The 19,309-nt window shown below is 70.7% G+C and carries 13 protein-coding genes; 4 read left to right on the top strand and 9 right to left on the bottom strand.

Translation table 11 applies throughout. The annotated features are described in order from the left end of the window. Positions 1 to 27: 27 nt before the first annotated feature. Genes ABD932_RS24900 through ABD932_RS24890 form a run of 3 tightly spaced genes read left to right on the top strand, consistent with a single transcriptional unit; the run spans position 28 to position 1,729 of the window. Positions 28 to 534: a carboxymuconolactone decarboxylase family protein gene (locus ABD932_RS24900; RefSeq protein ID WP_345015736.1), complete on the top strand. Its 507-nt coding sequence runs from the start codon at positions 28 to 30 to the stop codon at positions 532 to 534. After that, the gene (locus tag ABD932_RS24895) at positions 531 to 977 is read left to right on the top strand and encodes a carboxymuconolactone decarboxylase family protein (protein ID WP_345015735.1); all 447 of its coding nucleotides are present in this window, start codon (positions 531 to 533) and stop codon (positions 975 to 977) included. The genes ABD932_RS24900 and ABD932_RS24895 overlap by 4 nt, the downstream gene beginning before the upstream one ends. Further along, positions 974 to 1,729 carry an isocitrate lyase/PEP mutase family protein gene (locus ABD932_RS24890; protein ID WP_345015734.1) on the top strand — a complete coding sequence of 252 codons (756 nt, stop codon included), beginning with the start codon at positions 974 to 976 and terminating at the stop codon, positions 1,727 to 1,729. The genes ABD932_RS24895 and ABD932_RS24890 overlap by 4 nt, the downstream gene beginning before the upstream one ends. 28 nt (positions 1,730 to 1,757) lie before the next feature. On the opposite strand, the gene ABD932_RS24885 is transcribed toward ABD932_RS24890, so the two are convergent. The 5 genes from ABD932_RS24885 to ABD932_RS24865 are packed head-to-tail and all read right to left on the bottom strand — an operon-like array spanning position 1,758 to position 8,910. Continuing rightward, positions 1,758 to 2,729 (bottom strand): ABC transporter substrate-binding protein, encoded by a 972-nt coding sequence (locus tag ABD932_RS24885; protein ID WP_345015733.1) that lies wholly within the window; start codon positions 2,727 to 2,729, stop codon positions 1,758 to 1,760. Between the two features lies 1 nt (position 2,730). Beyond that, positions 2,731 to 4,680: an ABC transporter permease gene (locus ABD932_RS24880; protein ID WP_345015732.1), complete on the bottom strand. Its 1,950-nt coding sequence runs from the start codon at positions 4,678 to 4,680 to the stop codon at positions 2,731 to 2,733. Then, positions 4,680 to 5,762: a quaternary amine ABC transporter ATP-binding protein gene (locus tag ABD932_RS24875; protein ID WP_345016386.1), complete on the bottom strand. Its 1,083-nt coding sequence runs from the start codon at positions 5,760 to 5,762 to the stop codon at positions 4,680 to 4,682. The genes ABD932_RS24880 and ABD932_RS24875 overlap by 1 nt, the downstream gene beginning before the upstream one ends. A gap of 44 nt (positions 5,763 to 5,806) precedes the next feature. After that, positions 5,807 to 7,336 (bottom strand): GMC family oxidoreductase, encoded by a 1,530-nt coding sequence (locus ABD932_RS24870; RefSeq protein ID WP_345015731.1) that lies wholly within the window; start codon positions 7,334 to 7,336, stop codon positions 5,807 to 5,809. A gap of 56 nt (positions 7,337 to 7,392) precedes the next feature. Then, positions 7,393 to 8,910 (bottom strand): aldehyde dehydrogenase family protein, encoded by a 1,518-nt coding sequence (locus tag ABD932_RS24865; protein WP_345015730.1) that lies wholly within the window; start codon positions 8,908 to 8,910, stop codon positions 7,393 to 7,395. Positions 8,911 to 9,119: 209 nt separating this feature from the next. Between ABD932_RS24865 and ABD932_RS24860 the strand changes: the two genes are divergently transcribed. Beyond that, complete coding sequence (locus tag ABD932_RS24860) at positions 9,120 to 10,007, top strand: GNAT family N-acetyltransferase (RefSeq protein WP_345015729.1); 888 nt, start codon at positions 9,120 to 9,122, stop codon at positions 10,005 to 10,007. A 43-nt stretch (positions 10,008 to 10,050) separates the two neighbouring features. Here the strand turns inward: ABD932_RS24860 and ABD932_RS24855 are convergent, their stop codons facing one another. The 4 genes from ABD932_RS24855 to ABD932_RS24840 form a co-directional block, all read right to left on the bottom strand. Further along, positions 10,051 to 15,252, bottom strand: coding sequence for an SAV_2336 N-terminal domain-related protein (locus tag ABD932_RS24855; protein WP_345015728.1), 5,202 nt, complete (start codon positions 15,250 to 15,252; stop codon positions 10,051 to 10,053). 5 nt (positions 15,253 to 15,257) lie between these two features. Beyond that, positions 15,258 to 16,298 (bottom strand): AAA family ATPase, encoded by a 1,041-nt coding sequence (locus ABD932_RS24850; RefSeq protein WP_425587521.1) that lies wholly within the window; start codon positions 16,296 to 16,298, stop codon positions 15,258 to 15,260. A 124-nt stretch (positions 16,299 to 16,422) separates the two neighbouring features. Next, positions 16,423 to 18,051: a VMAP-C domain-containing protein gene (locus tag ABD932_RS24845; RefSeq protein ID WP_345016384.1), complete on the bottom strand. Its 1,629-nt coding sequence runs from the start codon at positions 18,049 to 18,051 to the stop codon at positions 16,423 to 16,425. An 89-nt stretch (positions 18,052 to 18,140) separates the two neighbouring features. After that, the gene (locus ABD932_RS24840) at positions 18,141 to 19,253 is read right to left on the bottom strand and encodes an alpha/beta fold hydrolase (protein WP_345015725.1); all 1,113 of its coding nucleotides are present in this window, start codon (positions 19,251 to 19,253) and stop codon (positions 18,141 to 18,143) included. Between the last annotated feature and the right edge of the window lie 56 nt (positions 19,254 to 19,309).

Here is a 19,309-nt window from a genome sequence, read left to right as displayed (position 1 = left end):
GGCTGCTTCGCTTCTAGGGTCGAGATCATGACGACGACAGAGACCACCACCGCAGTGGAGTACGCCCCCGAACACCCCGCCCGCCTCAACTGGGCCCAGCACGTCCCCGAGGTCTACAAGGCGATGATCCGGCTCGACGCGGCCGCCCGGAAGGGGATCGACCCGAGGCTGGGGGAGCTGGTGAAGATCCGCGCCTCGCAGCTCAACCACTGCGCGTTCTGCCTCGACATGCACACCAAGGACGCGCTCGCGGCGGGCGAGAGCGTCGAACGGATCGTGCAGCTCAGCGCGTGGGAGGAGTCCGCGCACTTCTACACCCCGAAGGAGCTCGCGGCGATCGAGCTGACGGAGGCCGTGACCGTACTGACGGACGGCTTCGTGCCCGACGAGGTGTACGCGAAGGCCGCCAAGCACTTCGAGGAGGCCGAGCTGGCGCAGCTCATCGCCGCGATCACGGTGATCAACGCGTGGAACCGGTTCGGCGTGACCTGCCGTATGGCGCCGGGGCACTACCAGCCGGGGCAGCACGGGTGACGGTCCGCACCCGGCTGCTCGACCCGGCGGTCGGACAGGCCATGTCCACGCTCAGCGCGACCGCCAAGAGGGGCCTCGGCGACCCGGCCCTCGCCGAACTCGTGGTGATCCGGGCCTCGCAGCTCAACCACTGCGCGTTCTGCCTGGACATGCACCTCGCCATCGCCCGCAAGCACGGCGTGAGCGAGGAGCAGCTCGATCTGCTGACCGCCTGGGAGGAGGCCGAGGACGTCTTCGACGAGCGGGAACGGGCCGCGCTCGCGCTGACCGAGGCGGTCACCCTGCTCACGGACGGCTTCGTGCCCGACGAGGTCTACGACCGTGCCGCCGCGCACTTCGACGCGCCCCGACTCGCCCATCTCATCGGGCTGATCGTCGCCATCAACAGCTGGAACCGGATGATGGTCAGCCGACGCATTCCACCAGGGGGACACACACCGTGACCGACATCGTGACCCGGACCGGCAGCAAGGTCGACGCCTTACGCGCACTCCACCGGCGCCGCTCCCCCGACGACCCGCTCGTCCTGCCCGGCCCGTGGGACGCCGCGAGCGCCCGCGTCTTCGTCGAGGCCGGGTTCCCGGCGCTCGCCACGCCCAGCGCGGGGGTCGCCGCCTGCCTCGGGTACGAGGACGGGCAGACCCCGGCCGACGAGATGTTCGCGGCGGTCGCCCGGATCGTCGGTGCCGTCGACGTGCCGGTGTCGGCGGACATCGAGGGCGGGTACGGGATCGCGCCCGAGGAGCTCGTGGAGCGGCTGCTGGAGACCGGCGCCGTGGGGTGCAACCTGGAGGACTCCGAGGGCGGGGTCCTCAAGGACCCGCGCGCGCACGCCGACTGGCTCGCCGCGGTACGGCACGCCGCCGCCGACCGGCTCTTCGTCAACGCCCGTATCGACACCTTCGTCCGGGGCGACTGCGACCCGAAGCGGGCTGCCGAGGCGGCCATCGAGCGGGCCGCGTTGTACGTCGCCGCCGGCGCCGACTGCGTGTATCCGATCGGCGCCCCCACCGACGTACTGCCGCTGCTGCGGTCCGGGATCCAGGGGCCGATCAATGTGCACGGCACGGTCGCGGGCGGCCCCTCGCCCACCGAACTCGGTGAACTCGGGGCCACCCGGATCACGTTCGGGCCGCAGCTCCAGCGCGGCGCCGCTCAGGCGCTCCGGGACATCGCGGCCGGCCTCACGAAGTGACCGTCGGGCCGGCCACGCCTCCATGAGGTCAGGACAGCCACGCCTTCCACGTGGACTCGTGGCTGTCCACCCACTTCTTCGCCGCCTCCTCCGGGGACAGCTTCTGCTCGGCGATCATCAGGGAGACCTCGTTCTGGTCCTCGGTCGTCCACTTGAAGTTCTTCAGCAGGGCCGCCGCCTCGCCGCCGTCCTTCGCGAAGTCGGCGTTGAGGTACTTCTGGAGCGGGGTGTGCGGATAGGCGCAGGCGACCTTCTCCGGGTCCGCGTCGCAGCCCTCCTTGTACGCCGGCAGCTTCACCTCGGTCATCGGGACCTTCTTGAACAGCCACTGCGGCTCGTACCAGTACGTCAGGAAGGGCTTCTTCTCCTTGGCGAACTGTTCGATCTGGGTGATCTGCGCGGCCTCCGAACCGGCGAACACCACCTGGTAGTCCAGGTCCAGGTTCGCCACCAGCGCCTTGTCATTGGTGACGTAGGAGGGCGAGCCGTCCATCAGCTGGCCCTTGGCGCCGCTCTCCGCGGTGCGCATCCGGTCGGCGTACTTGTTCAGGTTCTTCCAGTCGGTGACGTCCGGGTGCTGCTCGGCGAAGTACGTCGGGACGTACCAGCCGATGTGCCCGGTGACCCCGAGGTCGCCGCCGGGCACGATCGTCTTCTTGTCCTTGACGTACCGCTGCTCCTCCTCCGGGTGACCCCAGTCCTCCAGGAGCGCGTCGACCCGGCCCTGGCTGAGCGCGTCCCAGGCGGGCACCTCGTCGATCTGGACGGTGTCGACGCGGTAGCCGAGCTCCTTCTCCAGCAGGTACTGGGCGACGGCCACGTTGGCCTGCGCGCCGACCCAGGACTGCACGGACAGGGTCACGGTCTTGGCGCCCTGGGCGTTCGCGAACGGCGAGGACTGCTTGGTCATGTCGGCGGCACCACAGCCGGTGAGCAGGGCCAGCGAGGACACGCCGGCCACTACGGCAGTCGTACGCATACGTCGGATGCGAAGTCGCATGTCACACTCCCTTCTTCGCGCGGCGTTCCGTCGGCTGCGTCACCCGGTCCAGCATCAGGCCGAGGCAGACGATGGCCGCGCCGGCCACCAGACCGGTCGCCAGGTCGCCCTGCGCGAGGCCGAAGACGACGTCGTAGCCGAGCGCGCCTCCGCCGACCAGGCCGCCGATGATGACGACGGCGAGGACCAGGACCACGCCCTGGTTGACGGCTAGCAGCAACGCCGGGCGGGCGAGCGGGAGCTGGACCTGCCGCAACTGCTGGGCGGGGGTCGCGCCGAGCGAGCGGGACGACTCCAGGGCGGCCGGGTCGACCTGGCGCAGGCCCTGGGTGGTGATGCGGACGACGGCGGGCAGCGCGTAGACCACGGCCGCGGCGACCGCGGGTGCGCGGCCCACGCCGAACAGGGCCACCACCGGGATCAAATACACGAACTGCGGCATCGTCTGGAAGACGTCCAGGACGGGACGCAGCAGGCGTTCGACGCGGTCGCTGCGGGCGGCGGCGATGCCGATCGCGAAGCCCAGGACCAGGGTGACGGCCACGGCCGCCAGGACCTGGGAGAGCGTGTCGAGCGACGGGTTCCACACACCCAGGACGCCGATCGCGGCCATGGCGAGCACGGCGGTCAGCGCCGTGCGCCAGGTGCCGATCAGCCAGGCGAGGGTGGCGACGATCAGCAGGAGCGACCACCAGGGCAGCCACTGCAGACCGTCGCGCAGGGGGTTGAGGATCCAGGTGGTGAAGTGGGCGGCCCAGTCGGCGGTGCCGCCGATGACGGGGACGCCCGAGTAGAGGTGGTCGGTCATCCAGCCGACGGCCCGGTTGACCGGCTCGGCGATGTTCAGGGTCCAGGCGTCGGGCCAGTCGAGGCGGCCCGAGAGACGCGCGGCGACGGCGGTGGCAACGGTGGCGATCAGGGCGTACAGCCAGCGCGCCCGGCCGTTCGGCTGCGGCTCGTCACCGAGCCGCTCCCCCGCCGCGCCGGTCACCCGGTCCAGGACGACGGCGAGCAGCACGATCGGGATGCCGGCCGCGAGGGCCGCGCCGACGTCGACCGTGGCCAGCGCCTGGTAGACGCGGTCACCGAGGCCTCCCGCGCCGATGACCGACGCGATGACCGCCATGGACAGCGCCATCATGATCGTCTGGTTGAGGCCGAGGAGGAGTTCCTTGCGGGCCAGCGGGATACGGGCGGTCAGCAGGCGCTGGCGCGCGGTGGTGCCGAGCGACTCGACCGCCTCCAGCACCTCCTTGTCGGCGCCGCGCAGGCCGAGGGCGGTCAGGCGGGCCATCGGCGGGGCGGCGTAGACGACGGTGGCCAGGACGGCGGCGGGGACGCCCATGCCGAAGACCAGCACGACGGGGAGGAGGTATGCGTACGCCGGGAGCACCTGCATGGTGTCCAGGACGGGGCGCAGCATCCGGTCCATACGGTCGGACAGTCCGGCGGCGAGGCCGAGCAGCATGCCCACGACGACCGAGGCGAGCACCGCCACGGCCATCAGCGCGAGGGTCTGCATGGTCGGGATCCACATGCCGAGGAACCCGCAGGCCAGGAACGCGACGCCGGTGCCGGCGGCGAGCCTCCAGCCGGCCACACGCCAGGCGATCAGGGACGCGGCGGCGGTGACGCCGGCCCATCCGGCCGCGAGCAGCACCAGGTACACGGCGCGTACGGAGAGCACGACCGCGTTGCTGATGTGCCCGAAGAAGTAGAGGAACAGCGGGTGGCTGTCGCGGTTGTCGATGATCCAGGTGCTGGTGTCGGTGAGCGGCTGGGAGACGTCGACGGTCAGCGCGTCCGGCCAGGTGCCGCTCGCCCAGCGGGCGTTGGCCAGCGGGACGAGGATCGCGGCGACCAGCGCCAGCAGCAGGAGCTTGCGGACGACCGGGCGTTTGAGGAAGCCGGGCAGGGTGGCCTGCGGGGCGGAAGCGGTGACGGTGGCCATCAAGCCACCTCCTTACGCTGCTGCGTCCCCGCTACGACGCCGAGGAGCCGTTCGTGGTCGACCACCCCCAGACACCGTCCCCCTTCCATGACCCGGGCCGGGGCACCGCTGCGCGCCACGGCCTCGATCGCCTCGGACACCGTCGCGTCCGGCGCGAGCGCCGGGCCGTTGCCGGCCTCGTCCGCCGACGCGGCGCGCATGGCCGTACGGACCGTCAGGACCTGCTCGCGCGGGACGTCGCGGACGAACTCGCGGACGTAGTCGTCGGCCGGGGAGCCCACGATCTCCTCGGGGGTGCCCAGCTGGACCACGGCGCCGTCGCGCATGAGGGCGATGCGGTCGCCGAGCTTGAGGGCCTCGCTGAGGTCGTGGGTGATGAAGACCATCGTGCGGCCCTCCTCGCGGTGCAGGCGGACGACCTCCTCCTGCATGTCCCGCCGGATCAGCGGGTCGAGCGCGCTGAACGGCTCGTCGAAGAGCAGCACCTCGGGGTCCACCGCCAGCGCCCGGGCGAGGCCGACGCGCTGGCGCTGGCCGCCGGACAGCTGGCCGGGCCTGCGGTGCTCCATGCCCTCCAGGCCGACCTTGGCGACCACCGCGGCGGCCCGCTCACGGCGCTCGGCCTTGCCGACGCCCTGGATCTCCAGGCCGTACGCCACGTTGTCGAGGACCGTGCGGTGCGGGAGCAGGCCGAAGTGCTGGAAGACCATCGCGGCGCGGTGGCGGCGCAGTTCGCGCAGCCGGGTCTTGTCCATGGCGCGGACGTCCTCGCCGTCGATGGCGATGGTGCCCGCCGTCGGCTCGATCAGCCGGGTCAGACAGCGCACCAGCGTGGACTTGCCGGAGCCGGACAGGCCCATGACGACGAAGACCTCGCCCTTGCGGACGTCGAAGGACACGTCACGGACGGCGGCCGTGCAGCCGGTGCGGGTGCGCAGTTCGGCGGGTGCGAGGGCGGTCAGCTCGGGGTCGGCGGGTATGCGGTCCGACTTGGGGCCGAAGACCTTCCACAGGCCCTCGACGGCGAAGACCGGCGCGGTCGGGGGCTTGCGGGTCTCGGGCGTCGTGCTCTCGGTCGTCATGGCCTCGTTCGTCGTGTTCTCGACTGTCTTGGGTGTCGTACTCATCACGCCTCACCTCCGATCAGGTCGACGGCCCTCTCCCCGACCATGAGCACCCCGATCATCGGGTTCACGGCGGTCATCGTCGGGAAGACGGAGGCGTCGGCGATACGAATGCCGTCCAGGCCGCGGATCCGCAACTGCGGGTCCACCACGGCCAGTTCATCGTCGGCGGCGCCCATACGGCAGGTGCCCGCCGGGTGGTACACGGTGTGCGCGACCTTGCGCGCGTACTCGCTCAGTTCCTCGTCGCCCGTGACCTCCGGGCCGGGGCACACCTCGCGCTTGAGCCAGCTCGCCAGCGGCTCGGTCGCGGCGATCTCGCGGGCGATGCGGATGCCGTCGACGAGGGTGCGGCCGTCGTAGTCGTCCTCGTCGGTGAAGTAGCGGAAGTCCAGCGCGGGCTTCACGGACGGGTCGGCGCTGGTCAGGTACAGCCGGCCGCGGCTCTTCGGCTTGGGGATGTTCGGGGTCATCGAGACGCCGAACTGCGGCCGCCGGTAGCCCAGTCGCTCCGGGTTGTCCGTGAAGGGGATCTGGTAGAAGTGGAACATCAGGTCGGGGCCCTGGTGTTCGGGGTCGCGGCGCACGAACAGGCCCGCGTCGGAGTCCATCGCGGAGTTCTCGGGGATCGGGCCGTGGGTCTCCCAGACGATCACCGACTCCGGGTGGTCCAGGAGGTTCTCGCCGACGCCGGGCAGGTCGCGCACCACGGGGATGCCGAGCGCCTCCAGGTCGGCCTTGGGTCCGATGCCGGAGTGCAGCAGCAGTCGGGGCGAGTCGACGGCGCCCGCGCACAGGACGACCTCGCGCCGGGCGCGGACCAGGATTTCCTCGCCGTCCTTGGTGCGCACGTGCACGCCCTCGGCGTGCGTGCCGTTCAGCTCCAGCTTGTACGCCCACGTCTCCAGCAGGATCGTGAGGTTCTCACGCTCGTCCATCACCGGGTGCAGATACGCCACCGACGCCGAGGAACGCTTGTTGTTCTCCGGGTGGTAGGCGAGGTCGAAGAAGCCGACGCCCTCGGTGAAGGGCTGCTTGTTGAAGCCCTCGACGCGCGGGACGTCGAGCGCGCCCTGCGCCGCGTCGACGAAGTCGCGGGCGATGGCGTTCCGGTCCTGCTCGTCGACGGGGACGATGTTGTTCTTCAGCCGGGCGTAGTACGCCTCCATCGGCACCGCGCCCCAGCCCTTGGCGCCGGCCTCCTCCCACTCGTCCCAGTCGGACGGCAGCGGCTTGAAGGCGATCAGGGTGTTGTGGGAGGAGCAGCCGCCCAGGACGCGGGCGCGGCTGTGCCGGATGTGCGAGTTGCCGCGCGGCTGCTCGGTCGTCGGGTAGTCGTAGTCCAGCTCACCGCCGAGCAGGCCCATCCAGCGGCGCAGGGTGAGGACGTCGTCCCGGCCGACGTCGCTCGGGCCGCCCTCGATGACGGCGACGGTGACGTCGGGGTTCTCGGTGAGGCGCGAGGCGATGACGGAACCCGCGGTGCCGCCGCCGATGACGACGTAGTCGTATTCGTGGGTCTTTTCGGACATGGGGTGGTACTCCAAGGGGGGGTGATCAGGGCTGACTCAGAAAAGAGGGAGGGGGATCAGCCCGCGAACCAGCGCACCGGCTTCGGTGCGAGGTTCTGGTAGACGTGCTTGGTCTCGCGGTACTCGGCGAGTCCGGCGGGGCCGAGTTCACGGCCCACCCCGCTCTTGCCGAAGCCACCCCACTCAGCCTGCGGGAGGTAGGGGTGGAAGTCGTTGATCCAGACGGTGCCGTGCCGCAGACGACCCGCGACCCGGCGGGCCCGGCCCGCGTCGGCGGTCCAGACGGCGCCCGCGAGGCCGTACTCGGTGTCGTTGGCGAGGGCGACGGCCTCGTCCTCGGTGCGGAAGGTCTCGACGGTGAGGACGGGTCCGAAGACCTCCTCGCGTACGACCCTCATCTCGCGGTGGCAGTGGTCGAGGAGGGTCGGCTCGTAGAAGTAGCCGTTCTCCGGCCGCTCCGGGGACGGCTCGGGGCGCTTGCCGCCGGAGCGCAGCACCGCGCCCTCCTCGAGCGCGGAGGCGACGTACTCCTCGACCTTGGCGCGCTGCTGCTCGGAGACGAGCGGGCCGCACTCGACGCCGTCGACGTCGCCGCGGCCGAGGCGGATCTTCTGCGCGCGCAGGGCGAGTTCGGCCACGAAACGGTCCCGGACCGACTCCTCGATGATGAGGCGGGCGCCCGCCGAGCAGACCTGGCCGCTGTGGATGAAGGCGGCGTTGAGGGCCTGGTCGACGGCCGTGTCGAAGGCCTCGTCGGTGGCGCAGGCGTCGGCGAAGACGACGTTGGGGTTCTTGCCGCCGAGTTCGAGGGCGACCTTCTTGACGCCGGGCGCGGCGGCCTGGGCCACCTTGGTGCCGCTGACCAGGCCGCCGGTGAAGGAGACGAGGTCGACGTCCGGGTGCTCGGCGAGCCGGGCGCCGACGGAATGGCCGGGGCCGGTCACGATGTTGGCAACGCCGGCCGGGAGCCCCGCCTCGACCAGCAGCTCGATGAGGGCGACGGTCGTCAGCGGGGTGATCTCGCTGGGCTTGACGACGAAGGTGTTGCCGGCGGCGAGGGCCGGGGCGATCTTCCAACTGGCCTGGAGCAGCGGGTAGTTCCAGGGCGTGATCAGCGCGCACACGCCGACCGGCTCGTGGACGACGACGCTGTGGATGTCGGCCGAACCCGCGTCGACGACCCGGCCCGGGCCCTCGGCGGCGACGAGGTCGGCGAAGTAACGGAAGGCGTCGGCGACGCAGTCGATGTCGACCCGGCCCTCCTCGACGGTCTTGCCGGCGTCGCGGCTCTCCAGCAGGCCGAGCTTCTCGCGGTCGCGCACGAGGAGGTCGGCGACGCGGCGCAGCAGGGCGGCGCGCTCGGCGACGGGCGTGCGCGGCCACTCCCCCTGGCCGCCGTCGAAGGCTCGGTGGGCGGCCGCGACCGCGAGGTCGGTGTCCTTCTCGTCACCCTCGGCGACCACGGCGAACGGCGTCGCGTCCGCGGGGTCGAGGATCTCGCGCGTCGCGCCGGAGACGGCGTCGCGCCACTCGCCGCTGGCGTGAATCGTCTGCTGCGCCTGCTGTCCGGTCATGATCGGTGTTGCCTTCCGTTCCTGTTCAGTGCCCCTGAGTCACACGGGTGTCACCCACGGGGACCGTGACCACCTGCCCCAGCCCCCGTGTTGCATGCGCGATCGATGGCCGAAAGTGCGGTGCATCACTGAACATCCTGACAAACAGGAATGAAAAGGACATCAAGAGGGTCGACCGGGCCCCGGCATTTGACTAAAGTCAAAGAACTATGGAGCCAGTGTCGACGGATCATGTGACGGCCTTCCGCCGCTTCAACCGTTACTTCACGCGCCGCATCGGCGTACTGGACGACCACTACCTGGGCCAGGACCGCCCGCTGGGGCAGGCCCGGCTGCTCTTCGAGATCGGCGACGGCGCGTCCCTGCGGGAACTCAGGAGCCGGCTCGGTCTGGACGCCGGGTATCTGAGCCGGATGGCCAAGGCGCTTCAGGCCCAGGGCATGATCCGGCTGAGCGCGCACCCGAGGGACAACCGGCTGCGCGTGATCGAGCTGACCCCGGCCGGTCGGGTGGAGGTGACGGAGCAGGACCGGCGGGCGGGCGCCGCCGCGGCCGGGCTCCTCGAAGGCCTCGGTGAGGCACAGCGCGCCGAACTGACCCGGGCGATGGCCACCGCCCAGCGGCTGCTGCGCCTCGCCGGCATCACCGTCGCCCTCGTCGACGGCGCGGCACCTGACTCCCGGGCCTGCCTGGACGCCTACGCCGCCGACATCGACGAGCGGTTCCCCGAGGGGTTCGACAAGGACGACCTCGTACGGCCGCAGGAGGTGTCCGGCGACGCCGGGGCGTTCTTCGTCGCCTACGAGGAAGACCGTCCCGTGGGCTGCGGGGCGCTACGGCGCCTGGAACCCGGCGTCGGCGAGATCCGCCACGTCTGGGTGCACCCCGACGCCCGCCGCCTCGGCCTCGCCCGCCGTCTGCTCGACGCGCTCGAACAGGAGGCCTCCGCACGGCACTTCACCGTCGTACGCCTCGACACCCACGCCGCACTCACCGAAGCGCAGGCGATGTACCGGGCCTGCGGATACACGGACATCCCGGCCTACGACGACAACGTCTACGCCAGCCACTGGTTCGAGAAGCACCTGGCGGGCTGAGCGAAGCCACTCCGCCGGTGGCCGCGGAGGCGAGGGATGCTCACTACGCGTCGTCGTCCCACGGCGCCCCCCGCCGATCACCTGAACTGCCGTCGTCCCACGGCGCCCCCCGCCGATCACCTGGACTGTCGTCGTCCCACGGCGCCCCCCGCCGATCACCTGGACTGTCGTCGTCCCACGGCGCCGTCCCCCAGTCGTCCTCGTCGAGAGCCGTGCGCCGGGGTGCGGAGAAGTCCTCGTGGGTGACGCGGGCGGTCGGGGTGTCGCTGCGGAGGTGTTCCAGCAGGGTGCGCAGGGTCGGCTGGAGGGCGCGCGGGTCGCCGAACTCGGTGTCCAGGGCGGCGGGGAGCGTCTCCGCCCAGAACTCCCACAGCGGGCGCACCCAGCCCTCGACCCGTTCCCCGCCTCGCTCCCGGCGCTCCCTCAGCAGTTCCAACTGGCGCGGGGCGACCTTCTCGACCAGGGTGACGAAGAGCGGATGCGGGTCGCTGCCGGTCCGCACGAGGCCAAGCGGCTGAGCCCCCATCAGCTCGCGGCAGTAGTCCTCGACGGTCGGCTGCTCGTCCAGGATCGTCCAGCGCTCGTACGACCGCAGCAGCTCGGCCCAGCTGGACACACCGCCGGGGAAGTCCCCGAGCCGCAGCCGTACGCCGGGGACGCCTGGGCCCCTCTCGGGGGACAGCCGCAGCCGGATCCGGTCCGGGGAGGCAGAGTCGCCGTCCACGACATCCACCTGGCCGTTCCACATGCAGCACAGCAGGCGGTGCAGGATGACGCGCCGGTCCTCCACATCGCTGACGATCCAGCCGTCCCGGTAGCCGAGCCGCTGCCGCCAGCGCAGCACGTCCACGGCCTGCTCGGAGTCCTTCGCGCGGGCCCACCGACGCAGCGCATTGCGAGCCTCGGGCACCTGGGTGAGGCTCATCTCGCTGCGCACGAGGAGCACGGTGATCGAGTCGCTCTCCACCCCCCGGTACTCCACGGAGTTCTTCGCGTCCGAGGGCAGCCGCAGCGCCTTGCCGAGGTACTCACGCACCTGCTCCATGGGCTGCACCCGAGGATGGCTGACCAGGACCCGCAGCAGGCCGGTGCCCTCCGGTGTGAACCCGACCGGCAGCAGCCCGGTCAGCTTCCGGCCGAACAGGTCGAGGGCCCCCTTGCCGACCTGGTCCCGGGCGTCCGCGTCGCCTGCCGCCGCGGCCAGCAGCGTGGCAATGGACGGCAGCAGCGGCCGCTCCTCCAGATGCAGGCCGCTCTCGGCGAACACCCGGGTGATCCGGGCCTGCAGCCGACCCATGACCCGGGCCACCGCGTCCTCGGGGTCGCCCCGGCTCTCCGCGTGGACGGTGCGCCAGGTGTCGCCGTCGACCAACCTGAGCAGCAGCGCCCCCTCGTCGTCCATCTCACGCAGCCCCTCACGGCGGATGAGCCGGGTGACGACGTCCTCGTACACGTGGTTGAGGGTGCCATGCGGCGGCAGCATATACGCGATGCCGGTGCGGTCCTCGTACAGTTCGAGGGCCTTTTGCTGGGAGACCCTGGGCTCCTGTTCGCCGTGCTGGTGGAAGACGTCCACCAGCCGCCGGACGTCGGTGTGGACCGCGTCGGCCAGCGGCCTCCAGTGCGTCTGCTGTGTCCTCCATGCCTCATGCCACAGCATCCGGCAGCACCACAGGTACCAGGCGTCCTGCTCCTGGACGGCCGCCTGCACATCGTCGTCGGCCCAGCGGACCGGCGCCAGGCCGCCCAACTGGCCTCTGATCCGCGGGACCTTGGGCGGCTGCGCTGTCACCCCGGGCGGACGCTGCGGGAGGCTGGCCCGTTGGTCCAGCATGCCGAGGAAGCCGAGCCGGACGACGGGGTCCTCGCTGTCCGGGACGCCGACGACGATGCGTTCGGCGAGGAAGGGGTCCACTGTCCGCAGCAGCTGTTCGATGGCAGGTCGCGGCGCGAACCGTTCGGCCATCGCGATGACCGCGCGGTCCGCCTGGGACCGCAGGTCGGTCAGCAGCATCTGCATGTACTCGATGCGCTCGCCGAGCGTCTGCTCGATGGCGCGGCCACCACGCGGCACCGGATCGGGCTCGGGCACCGGCAACTGTCTGCGTTCCCATAGCTCTTCGAGGCGGGAGTCGGCGAACAGCTGCCGGATCATGGGCAACGCCTGGTCCCTCAACCTCGCCTCGGATCGCACCACGAGGTCCGTGACCCCGGTCCGCAGCAGCCGCCCGGCCACCAGGTCGGCCAGCTGTTCCGTGGGTGCGGTCAGGGTGGCGGCCAGGCTGGTGGAGAGGCCCATGCGGCCGATGCCGGTCGGGGAGGGGGCGCTGCGTTGCACGCCCCGGTTGATCCAACGCTCCGCGAAGGTCGTGGGGTCGCCGTCGGCGGCTGTCCTGCGTTCCCGGGAGGGGCCGTCGTCCGGCTGGCTGCCGACCAGTGACGTCACCAGGGAGACGATGGAGTCGCGCAGGTCGGCCGGGCGGATGCCGGCGGTCGGGCTGAACAGGAACGCCGTGGGCAGGATGCCGGGACGCAGCCGGATGGGTGCGTTCCCGGGGTAGCGGATACCGAACCCGAGTTGTCGGTCGAGATCGCCGAGCTGGCTCCCCTCCGGCGCGTTCTGCGCGTCCACCAGCCGGGACAGATCGACCAGTGCCGAGGCCGCGTTGAGCTCCGCCTCCCTCCCGCCACCGGCGGCGGCCGGGAACGCCGACGGCATGACGACCAGCGGGTGGATCCTCAGGCCGTCGAAACGGCGCAGTTGGAAGGCGTAGTTGATCAGGTGCAGATAGTCCAGGAAGATCCCCGCGCCGGTGCCACCGGCCACCGAGAAGGCGACGAACACGTCACAGCCGTCGACCCTGCGGCTGCGGAGACCGCTCGCCGACCGGGCGATCCCGTCGATCGCCTGAAGCAGCGGTTCCAGGACCGGGGCGAGTCCGTTCCGGAGCGTGGCGAACAGGGCTGCCCGGCCGATGGTGGGCAGTTGCCCGGCACCGGCGTGCAGTGGGGTGACTTTCGGCTCGTCGATGCGCGGCGGCAGCCAGTCGGCGACCTCGTCGCGCATCACCGCCCGCAGCATCCTGGTCACTTCGGGCGAGCTGTCGAAGTGCGACAGCAGGTTGTGGGTGACCCGGGAGGTACGGGCGTACGCGGCCCGCAGGGACGGGTCCACGACCAACTGCGGCAGCCGCTGCAGCTCATTCTCGCTGTAGTCCGCGTACACGAATTGCACGTGGTCGGGCAGCTGGTGGGGGGCCAGGCCGACGTCGGTGAGCGCGGTTCCGTCGGGTCCGCAGAGCCCGGTGCGGAGCCGACGCTCCAGTTCGGCACCGATCAGACAGCCGGTGCCGCCCAGGCCGACGAACAGCATCGGCCGGTGCACGACGAGCGAGGAGCGGGACGGGGCGGGGGTGGCCCGCGGGGCCCGGCGCGGCCTGTGGTCGGGGCGAGGGGGGTCGTCGGAACCCGCGGTGATCCTTTCGGCGAGGGCTGTCGCCGTCGCGCGGTGTTCACCGCCGAGGCCGGCGAGGACCGAGGCGGCCACCCGGGCGAACGGAAGGCTTCCCTCCGGTAGGTGCCAGGTGCCTTCCGCGTCGGTCGCGGGGACCAGTGCCCGGAAGTCGAGGCTGCCGCCGAGGCGTTGGGCGACCCTGCCCGATATCTGGCCCACCACGTCCAGGGTGCGCAGGGACTCCTGCCGGGTCAGCGTGTCGAGCAGCACGTCCCGGACACCGGGCTGGAAGTCGTAAAGGCGTAGATCCGGATCCTCGCCGGGGTCGGGGGCGGTGGCGGCGCCGTCGGCCGGCGTCAGCAGCCCGGACAGGAAGACCTCCGCGAGATGCGCCGGTTTGGAGCGCGGCATCATCGTGCGCTGGACCAGCCGCATGACGGGCAGGACCAGCGGGGTGGCGGCGAGGTAGCCGGCCAGCTCGAAGGCGCTCGGTGAGGCTTCGCTCCGGAAGCGTTCGACCAGGGTCGCCGGGTCAAGGCCGGTCGGTGCTTCGACCTGCTCGTCGGGCGCCGCGGCGATGTCCGCCTCGGAGCCGCCGACGGGGACGGCCAGCATGGGTGTCCAGCCGGCAGCGCGTCCCGCGACCACCTGGGCCCACGGGGCGATCCAGTCCGCGTCCAGCTCCAGCACGGGCACGAAGCGTTGGCACTGGACCTGCGACGGCGTGCCCGGCACCGCGGTTTCGGTTCGGAACTGTGGAGTGGCGTGACCGGGCCGGCCCGGCCGGGCCAGCACCGGCACGGGAGGCAGCGCCGTGCGGTGCCACATGCTGCGGGGAAGGACCTGGAGCACGGCCACCGGGCGGTTGCGGGACCACTGGCACAGCGCCTCACTCAGACCGCCGCCGTGCCACAGGGGCCCGACCCCGTCGGTGAGCAGCAGGAGGACGCGCCGACCGGTGGGATCCGCCAGTTGTTCCAGGGGGACGGTCCGTTTCGGCCCCGAGCCCTGCCTGCGGCGGAACGGGGAGAGCCGCGGCTCGGGTCCGCCGCTGTCGAGGGACCAGGTGCGTACCATGCGAAAGGCACCGTGTCCTTCGAGCAAGGTGCGCAGCTCTGCGGCCAGCCGGCGCCAGATCACCATCGAGGGCCCCATGTCCACGATGAGGTCGATGGAGAGCCAGCGCTCGGTGTGCGGAAGCCACGCAGGCATCAGCACCGACGACTCGCAGGTCGCCCTCGCCGTCGCCGCTTCGTCCAGCCTCTGGACGCCGGGGGCCCGCACCTGGCGCTTCAAAGGGCGAAGGGCCTGCGAGATCGACAAGGATTCGCTCAGCGCCGGTTCGCTCTGCACCCGCACGACGGCGCCCAGCCCATCGGATGCCTCGCCGCTGTTCTCGGTGCCGGGGGCCCGGGGAGCCATCGCCCCACCCATGCCTGCGGACACCGGATGCAGCGGAACGGCGGGCGGCGGGGCAGCGACGGGCCGGCGGGCGTCCCTCGTACGGTCCTGACGCACGTTCCTCGGTGCGAGCAGCCGGGACAGCCAGCTCCCCGAGGTCCTCGATCCCAGGCGGCCTCGCTTCCCGGACCCGACGTCAGCCCAGGTCTCCCCACCAGCGTCGGCCCCGAAGTCGTCGGCGTGTGCGGGTTCCTCCTGCGGACCTTCCTCGCGCGAGCCGCTCCTGCCGATGACTCGGGCGACCCACAGTGCGTCCGCGATATCCTCCGCCGACGCGGCGTCCGTCCCGGCCAGCAGCCGGGCCATCCCACGTGCCAGGCTGTCGTCCACGGAGCTCACCCTTCGTTCAGCGGCCTCATCAGGTGGTCCCTGACAAGATCGCGCTCTTCGGGGTCGTTCCAGATCCGCTGCGCCACGCGCACCGCGTTGAGCAGTTGGTCATTGGCGAGCTCAGCCCCGTCGTCGTCCTGCTTGCGCAAGAACTCGGAGATGAGTTCCTCGCGCACGGACAACGGCGGCCCTTCGGACACCGGCAGGTGAGCGGCCAGCAGCCGCGCCAGTTTCGCCCGGTCCGGCGGGCGGATTTCGAGACGGATACAGCGCCGTAGGAAGGCCGAGGGGAATTCCCGTTCCTCGTTGCTCGTCATTACCACGACGGGGAACTCGTGGCAGCGGACGCGCCCTTGCTGCAGCTGTGCCCAGCCGCCGTCGTCAGCGGTCATGACCCGAGCCGTCGGCTGACTGAGACGGGCAAGTTCGGGGATGGTGAACTCACCTTCCTCGAAGACGTGCAGCAGATCGTTGGGAAAGTCGACGTCACTCTTGTCGATCTCGTCGACGAGCAGGACCCGCGGAGTACGCCAGGGAAGCAGCGCCGTGCCCAGTGGCCCGAGCCGCAGGTACCAACCGATGTCCGGTGGCTGAACGCCCCTTGGGGTGCCCTCGTCGGTCCGCGCCGACTGTTCGGCCATCCTTTCCCGCAGACCGACGTCCTGGAGTCGGCCGATCGCGTCGTAGTGGTACTGGCCGTCCTGCAGTGTCGAGCGGCTGGTGATGGGCCAGCGCAACACGGGTCCAAGCCCCAACTCGTGGGCGATGCTGTAGGCCAGAGTGGACTTTCCGACCCCGGGCCGTCCGGTGACCAGCAGCGGGCGGCGCAGCAGCAGGGCCATGTTCACCAGGTGGATCTCCTCGCGGTCCGCCTGATACGTGGCCGCTCGCAGATGACGGCCCAGTCGGCGCCACTCGGCCGCCCCCGTCGGGTGCGGTGGGTCGAGGATCTCCTCGGGCTCGACGAGATGAGCGAAGGAACGCCAGGGCGGCGCGGCGGGCAGCCGTTTGATGCCGTCATGCGGCTCGGAAGCGCAGCGGTACATCCACCAGTCCGGTTCCGGGGCGGTCGCCGGAGCGCCGCCCGCGACGCCCGTCGGAGGCACCGGATCGGGGTAACTGCCGCCCGTGTCGGCCTCGTTCATACCGGCCCTCCTGAGCTCGGTGGCGTCATGACGTCTGTGGGTGAGGGGTCGGTGCGATCAAAGCCGTCTCCTGGCGAACGCATTCGGGATCGTCCCAGAGCAGGGTCAGGTGGTTGTGCATGTCCTTGGTGTCGTCCCTGGCGGCGGACCGGCGCCAACGCCTCAGATGGTCGGGAAGTTCGGAGAACTGCAAGGCGACGGCTTCGTTCACGCGCCGGGCGAGCTCCCCCGGGTCGCCGCCGTCCCGACGCCACACGATGAGCGGGACTCCCTCACACACGGCTTCCTGAAGGCAGAGCGCGCGCTTCATGCTCTGCGGGTCGTAGGCGAAGGCGAGCCCGAGTCCCAGCGCGGTGGTCTGGGGGCGCTCGTCGAGCCAGGTCCGCACTTCTCCATCACGTCCTCGGACGTGGAGTACTTCGCCGTCCAATTCGCTCTGCGCCGTGGTGTCGACGGCCAGCCAGGCGATTCCGTCGCACAGTCGCCACGTGGCCGCATGATGGAGGGTTCTCCACCGACGCGTCCAGTCCCGGCGCCACGACGGCCTCTCCAACCGATCCAACGACCGCACGACCACCGGGTACTTGTGCCCCAGCCGATACTCGTGCCCGTCCGTCAGCCAGTGCTCCACGGGATGGCCCAGCAACGACCAGGGGAGCAGGAACTCCACCCGGACCCAGTTGGCCTCGTCGAACCGTGTGACCAGGTCGGACCAGTCGTCGAGGCACGTCCGACCGAAATCCCTGAGCTCACTGAGGCTGAAGGGCCGCTGCATCTCCCGCTTGCGAGGCCGGCTCAGACCGGTCGCCGTCCAGTCGAACAGCGCGGCGTCGACGGTGTACTTCTGTCTGCCGGGTATGGCCTCGCGCAGACGGATCTGCAGGACCCGGCGTTCGCCTTGCGTCACCAACCGTCGGCCGCGGCCGGAGAGTTCGTCCGCCACCTCGGCCGGAAGCCCAAGCTCGCCCACCGCCAGGCTGACGTGATTGCGCAACAGCGCCTGCTCAGTCTCGGACAGATCGTCGGCGAGCTCCGACAGGAATCGCAGTACGAGAGGCACACGGGTCGCCGCCTCCGTGCCGCCAGGGGTGAAATCACGGGCGTCGTTGAGCCGTCTGACCATTTCGGCAACGGTCTCGCTTCCCCGTAGACCGGATGGTTCTCCAGGGAGGAGGGCCCTTCTCAGAGCCTCGCCGGCAAGGGTCACCGGCACGGGGGCCTTCATAGCGTCGAACTGGGCGACCACCGCTCTGAGCCTGGGCCCGGAAAGCCTCCCCGCGGGGTCCAGTTCATCCACGATCCCGTCCAGGCGCACCGTGGCGGCTTCGTCTCCCCGCAGGAGGTGCAATGCGTCGGCGAGTGCCCGTAAGGCAGCGCCGGGATCCTGGTGACGGTCCATGGCGTGCACCAGGGCCGCCACATGACTGCGGGCATCGGCGTGGTACGGCACCGCGAAGGGGGCGTTGCCCCCTCCGAGTCGCTTCCCGACGGAGAGCAGGACCTGTCCGAAGAACTGGGGATCGTGGAGGTCGGAGAAACCCAGTAGTACGCGGCAGAGTTCATCGACCTGATCGGCGGACCAGCCGCCGCCGTCCGGTCGGTCGCCTCCCACCACCGGCGTGTCCACCGACGCTTCCGCCGGGGCCGACTCCATCATGGCTGGCTTGGGTCTACGCCGTTGGCCGAGCCAGGACCACAGTAAAGTGCGGCGGCCGCCCGGAGGTGCGGGATCCTTGAATGACGTCATTCAGGGTCCCGGATCATCGCGCGCAACTCGACGGTGGCCGAATCGTCGGGGCGCAGGACACTGACGGCGTCCCGAAAGGCGGCCAGGGCGGCAGCGCGCATCCGATGCGACTGGCAGCGCTCGACGATCTCCAGCAAATGGTCACGCGGATGCGCCCTGAAAGCGGGGGTGAAACCCGCTGCCTGCGGCGCCAATGCCTGCCGCATCAGACCGATCACCTGCCGCCGGAAGTCCGCGTCGTCCATGTCGGGGATGCGTTCGGCGACCCGCACCACAGCGACGGTGTCTGGAAAGGGACCCGAGAATTCCGGCACACCGGTGGTGGACGGTTCGAGAGTGGGTGGTTCGGAAGTGCTCGAGTCGGTGGTGATCGGTTCGGCGGTGATCAGGTCGGCCCCGGCGGTAGTGAGCATCAGACGCCTGAGGGTGGAGAAGGAGCGGTGCTCACGTGAGGTGGGCCGCACAATGCCGGAGTGGTCTCCGGGGAGAACGGCCGCGTTGGGGAAGACGCTGCGTGCCGAGGCTGGCGTGACGATGTTGTCGGTCTCGCCGGCGTAGACCGAGAACGGGATCGGACAGGCCCGCGAGGTGACCTCCCGTGCGTTCACGATATCGCGCAGGATAGTCCGTTGAGTGTCGGTGATCTGTTGATCCAGCGGCCGCAACTGGCGTTCCTGGGGGTTGCGCCGTAACAGTCCGCGACGCAGCCCCAGAGCGAACTGCGAGCCGTTGTTGGGGCAGGCGAACAGCACGACCCGCCGCATCCGGGTCAGATCCTTGCCGCGCCCTTCGGCGAGCATCCGGGCGAGACAGCGCTGGCCGATCAGCCCGCCCTGGCTGTGGCAGACCAGCATCAGCCGGTCGAAACCCTCGGTTTCGGTGTCGAGGAATTCCTTCAAACTGTCGGCCACGGTGTCGAAGTCGGGGACCCTGCGCAACGGACCAGCCTGCCACAGCCGGGTGTCGTAGGAGAACGGAAGTGGTCTGACGAAATTCAGTTCCGCGTCCCGGTCGATCAGCGACGTGAAGGGTTCCCACATCGTCGCCGACGAGTTGAAGCCATGGACGAACACCACTCCCAGTCGCCCAGGTCCCCCGACCGATGCCATCCCAGCCCTCCATCAGCGTTCGCCCCGCAAACCTACCCAAGAACCAGGCCCCGCAC

This window comes from Streptomyces shaanxiensis (assembly GCF_039537145.1).
In the GTDB taxonomy this organism is placed as follows: domain Bacteria; phylum Actinomycetota; class Actinomycetes; order Streptomycetales; family Streptomycetaceae; genus Streptomyces; species Streptomyces shaanxiensis.
This window is presented reverse-complemented; position numbering and strand designations above follow the sequence as displayed.

Excerpts from the sequence above, each read along its gene's own strand:
- ABD932_RS24900 (WP_345015736.1), top strand. The coding sequence starts at position 28 with ATGACGACGACAGAGACCACCACCGCAGTGGAGTACGCCCCCGAACAC.
- ABD932_RS24885 (WP_345015733.1), bottom strand. The coding sequence starts at position 2,729 with ATGCGACTTCGCATCCGACGTATGCGTACGACTGCCGTAGTGGCCGGC.
- ABD932_RS24880 (WP_345015732.1), bottom strand. The coding sequence starts at position 4,680 with ATGGCCACCGTCACCGCTTCCGCCCCGCAGGCCACCCTGCCCGGCTTC.
- ABD932_RS24875 (WP_345016386.1), bottom strand. The coding sequence starts at position 5,762 with ATGACGACCGAGAGCACGACGCCCGAGACCCGCAAGCCCCCGACCGCG.
- ABD932_RS24870 (WP_345015731.1), bottom strand. The coding sequence starts at position 7,336 with ATGTCCGAAAAGACCCACGAATACGACTACGTCGTCATCGGCGGCGGC.
- ABD932_RS24865 (WP_345015730.1), bottom strand. The coding sequence starts at position 8,910 with ATGACCGGACAGCAGGCGCAGCAGACGATTCACGCCAGCGGCGAGTGG.
- ABD932_RS24860 (WP_345015729.1), top strand. The coding sequence starts at position 9,120 with ATGGAGCCAGTGTCGACGGATCATGTGACGGCCTTCCGCCGCTTCAAC.
- ABD932_RS24850 (WP_425587521.1), bottom strand. The coding sequence starts at position 16,298 with ATGTACCGCTGCGCTTCCGAGCCGCATGACGGCATCAAACGGCTGCCC.
- ABD932_RS24845 (WP_345016384.1), bottom strand. The coding sequence starts at position 18,051 with ATGGAGTCGGCCCCGGCGGAAGCGTCGGTGGACACGCCGGTGGTGGGA.
- ABD932_RS24840 (WP_345015725.1), bottom strand. The coding sequence starts at position 19,253 with ATGGCATCGGTCGGGGGACCTGGGCGACTGGGAGTGGTGTTCGTCCAT.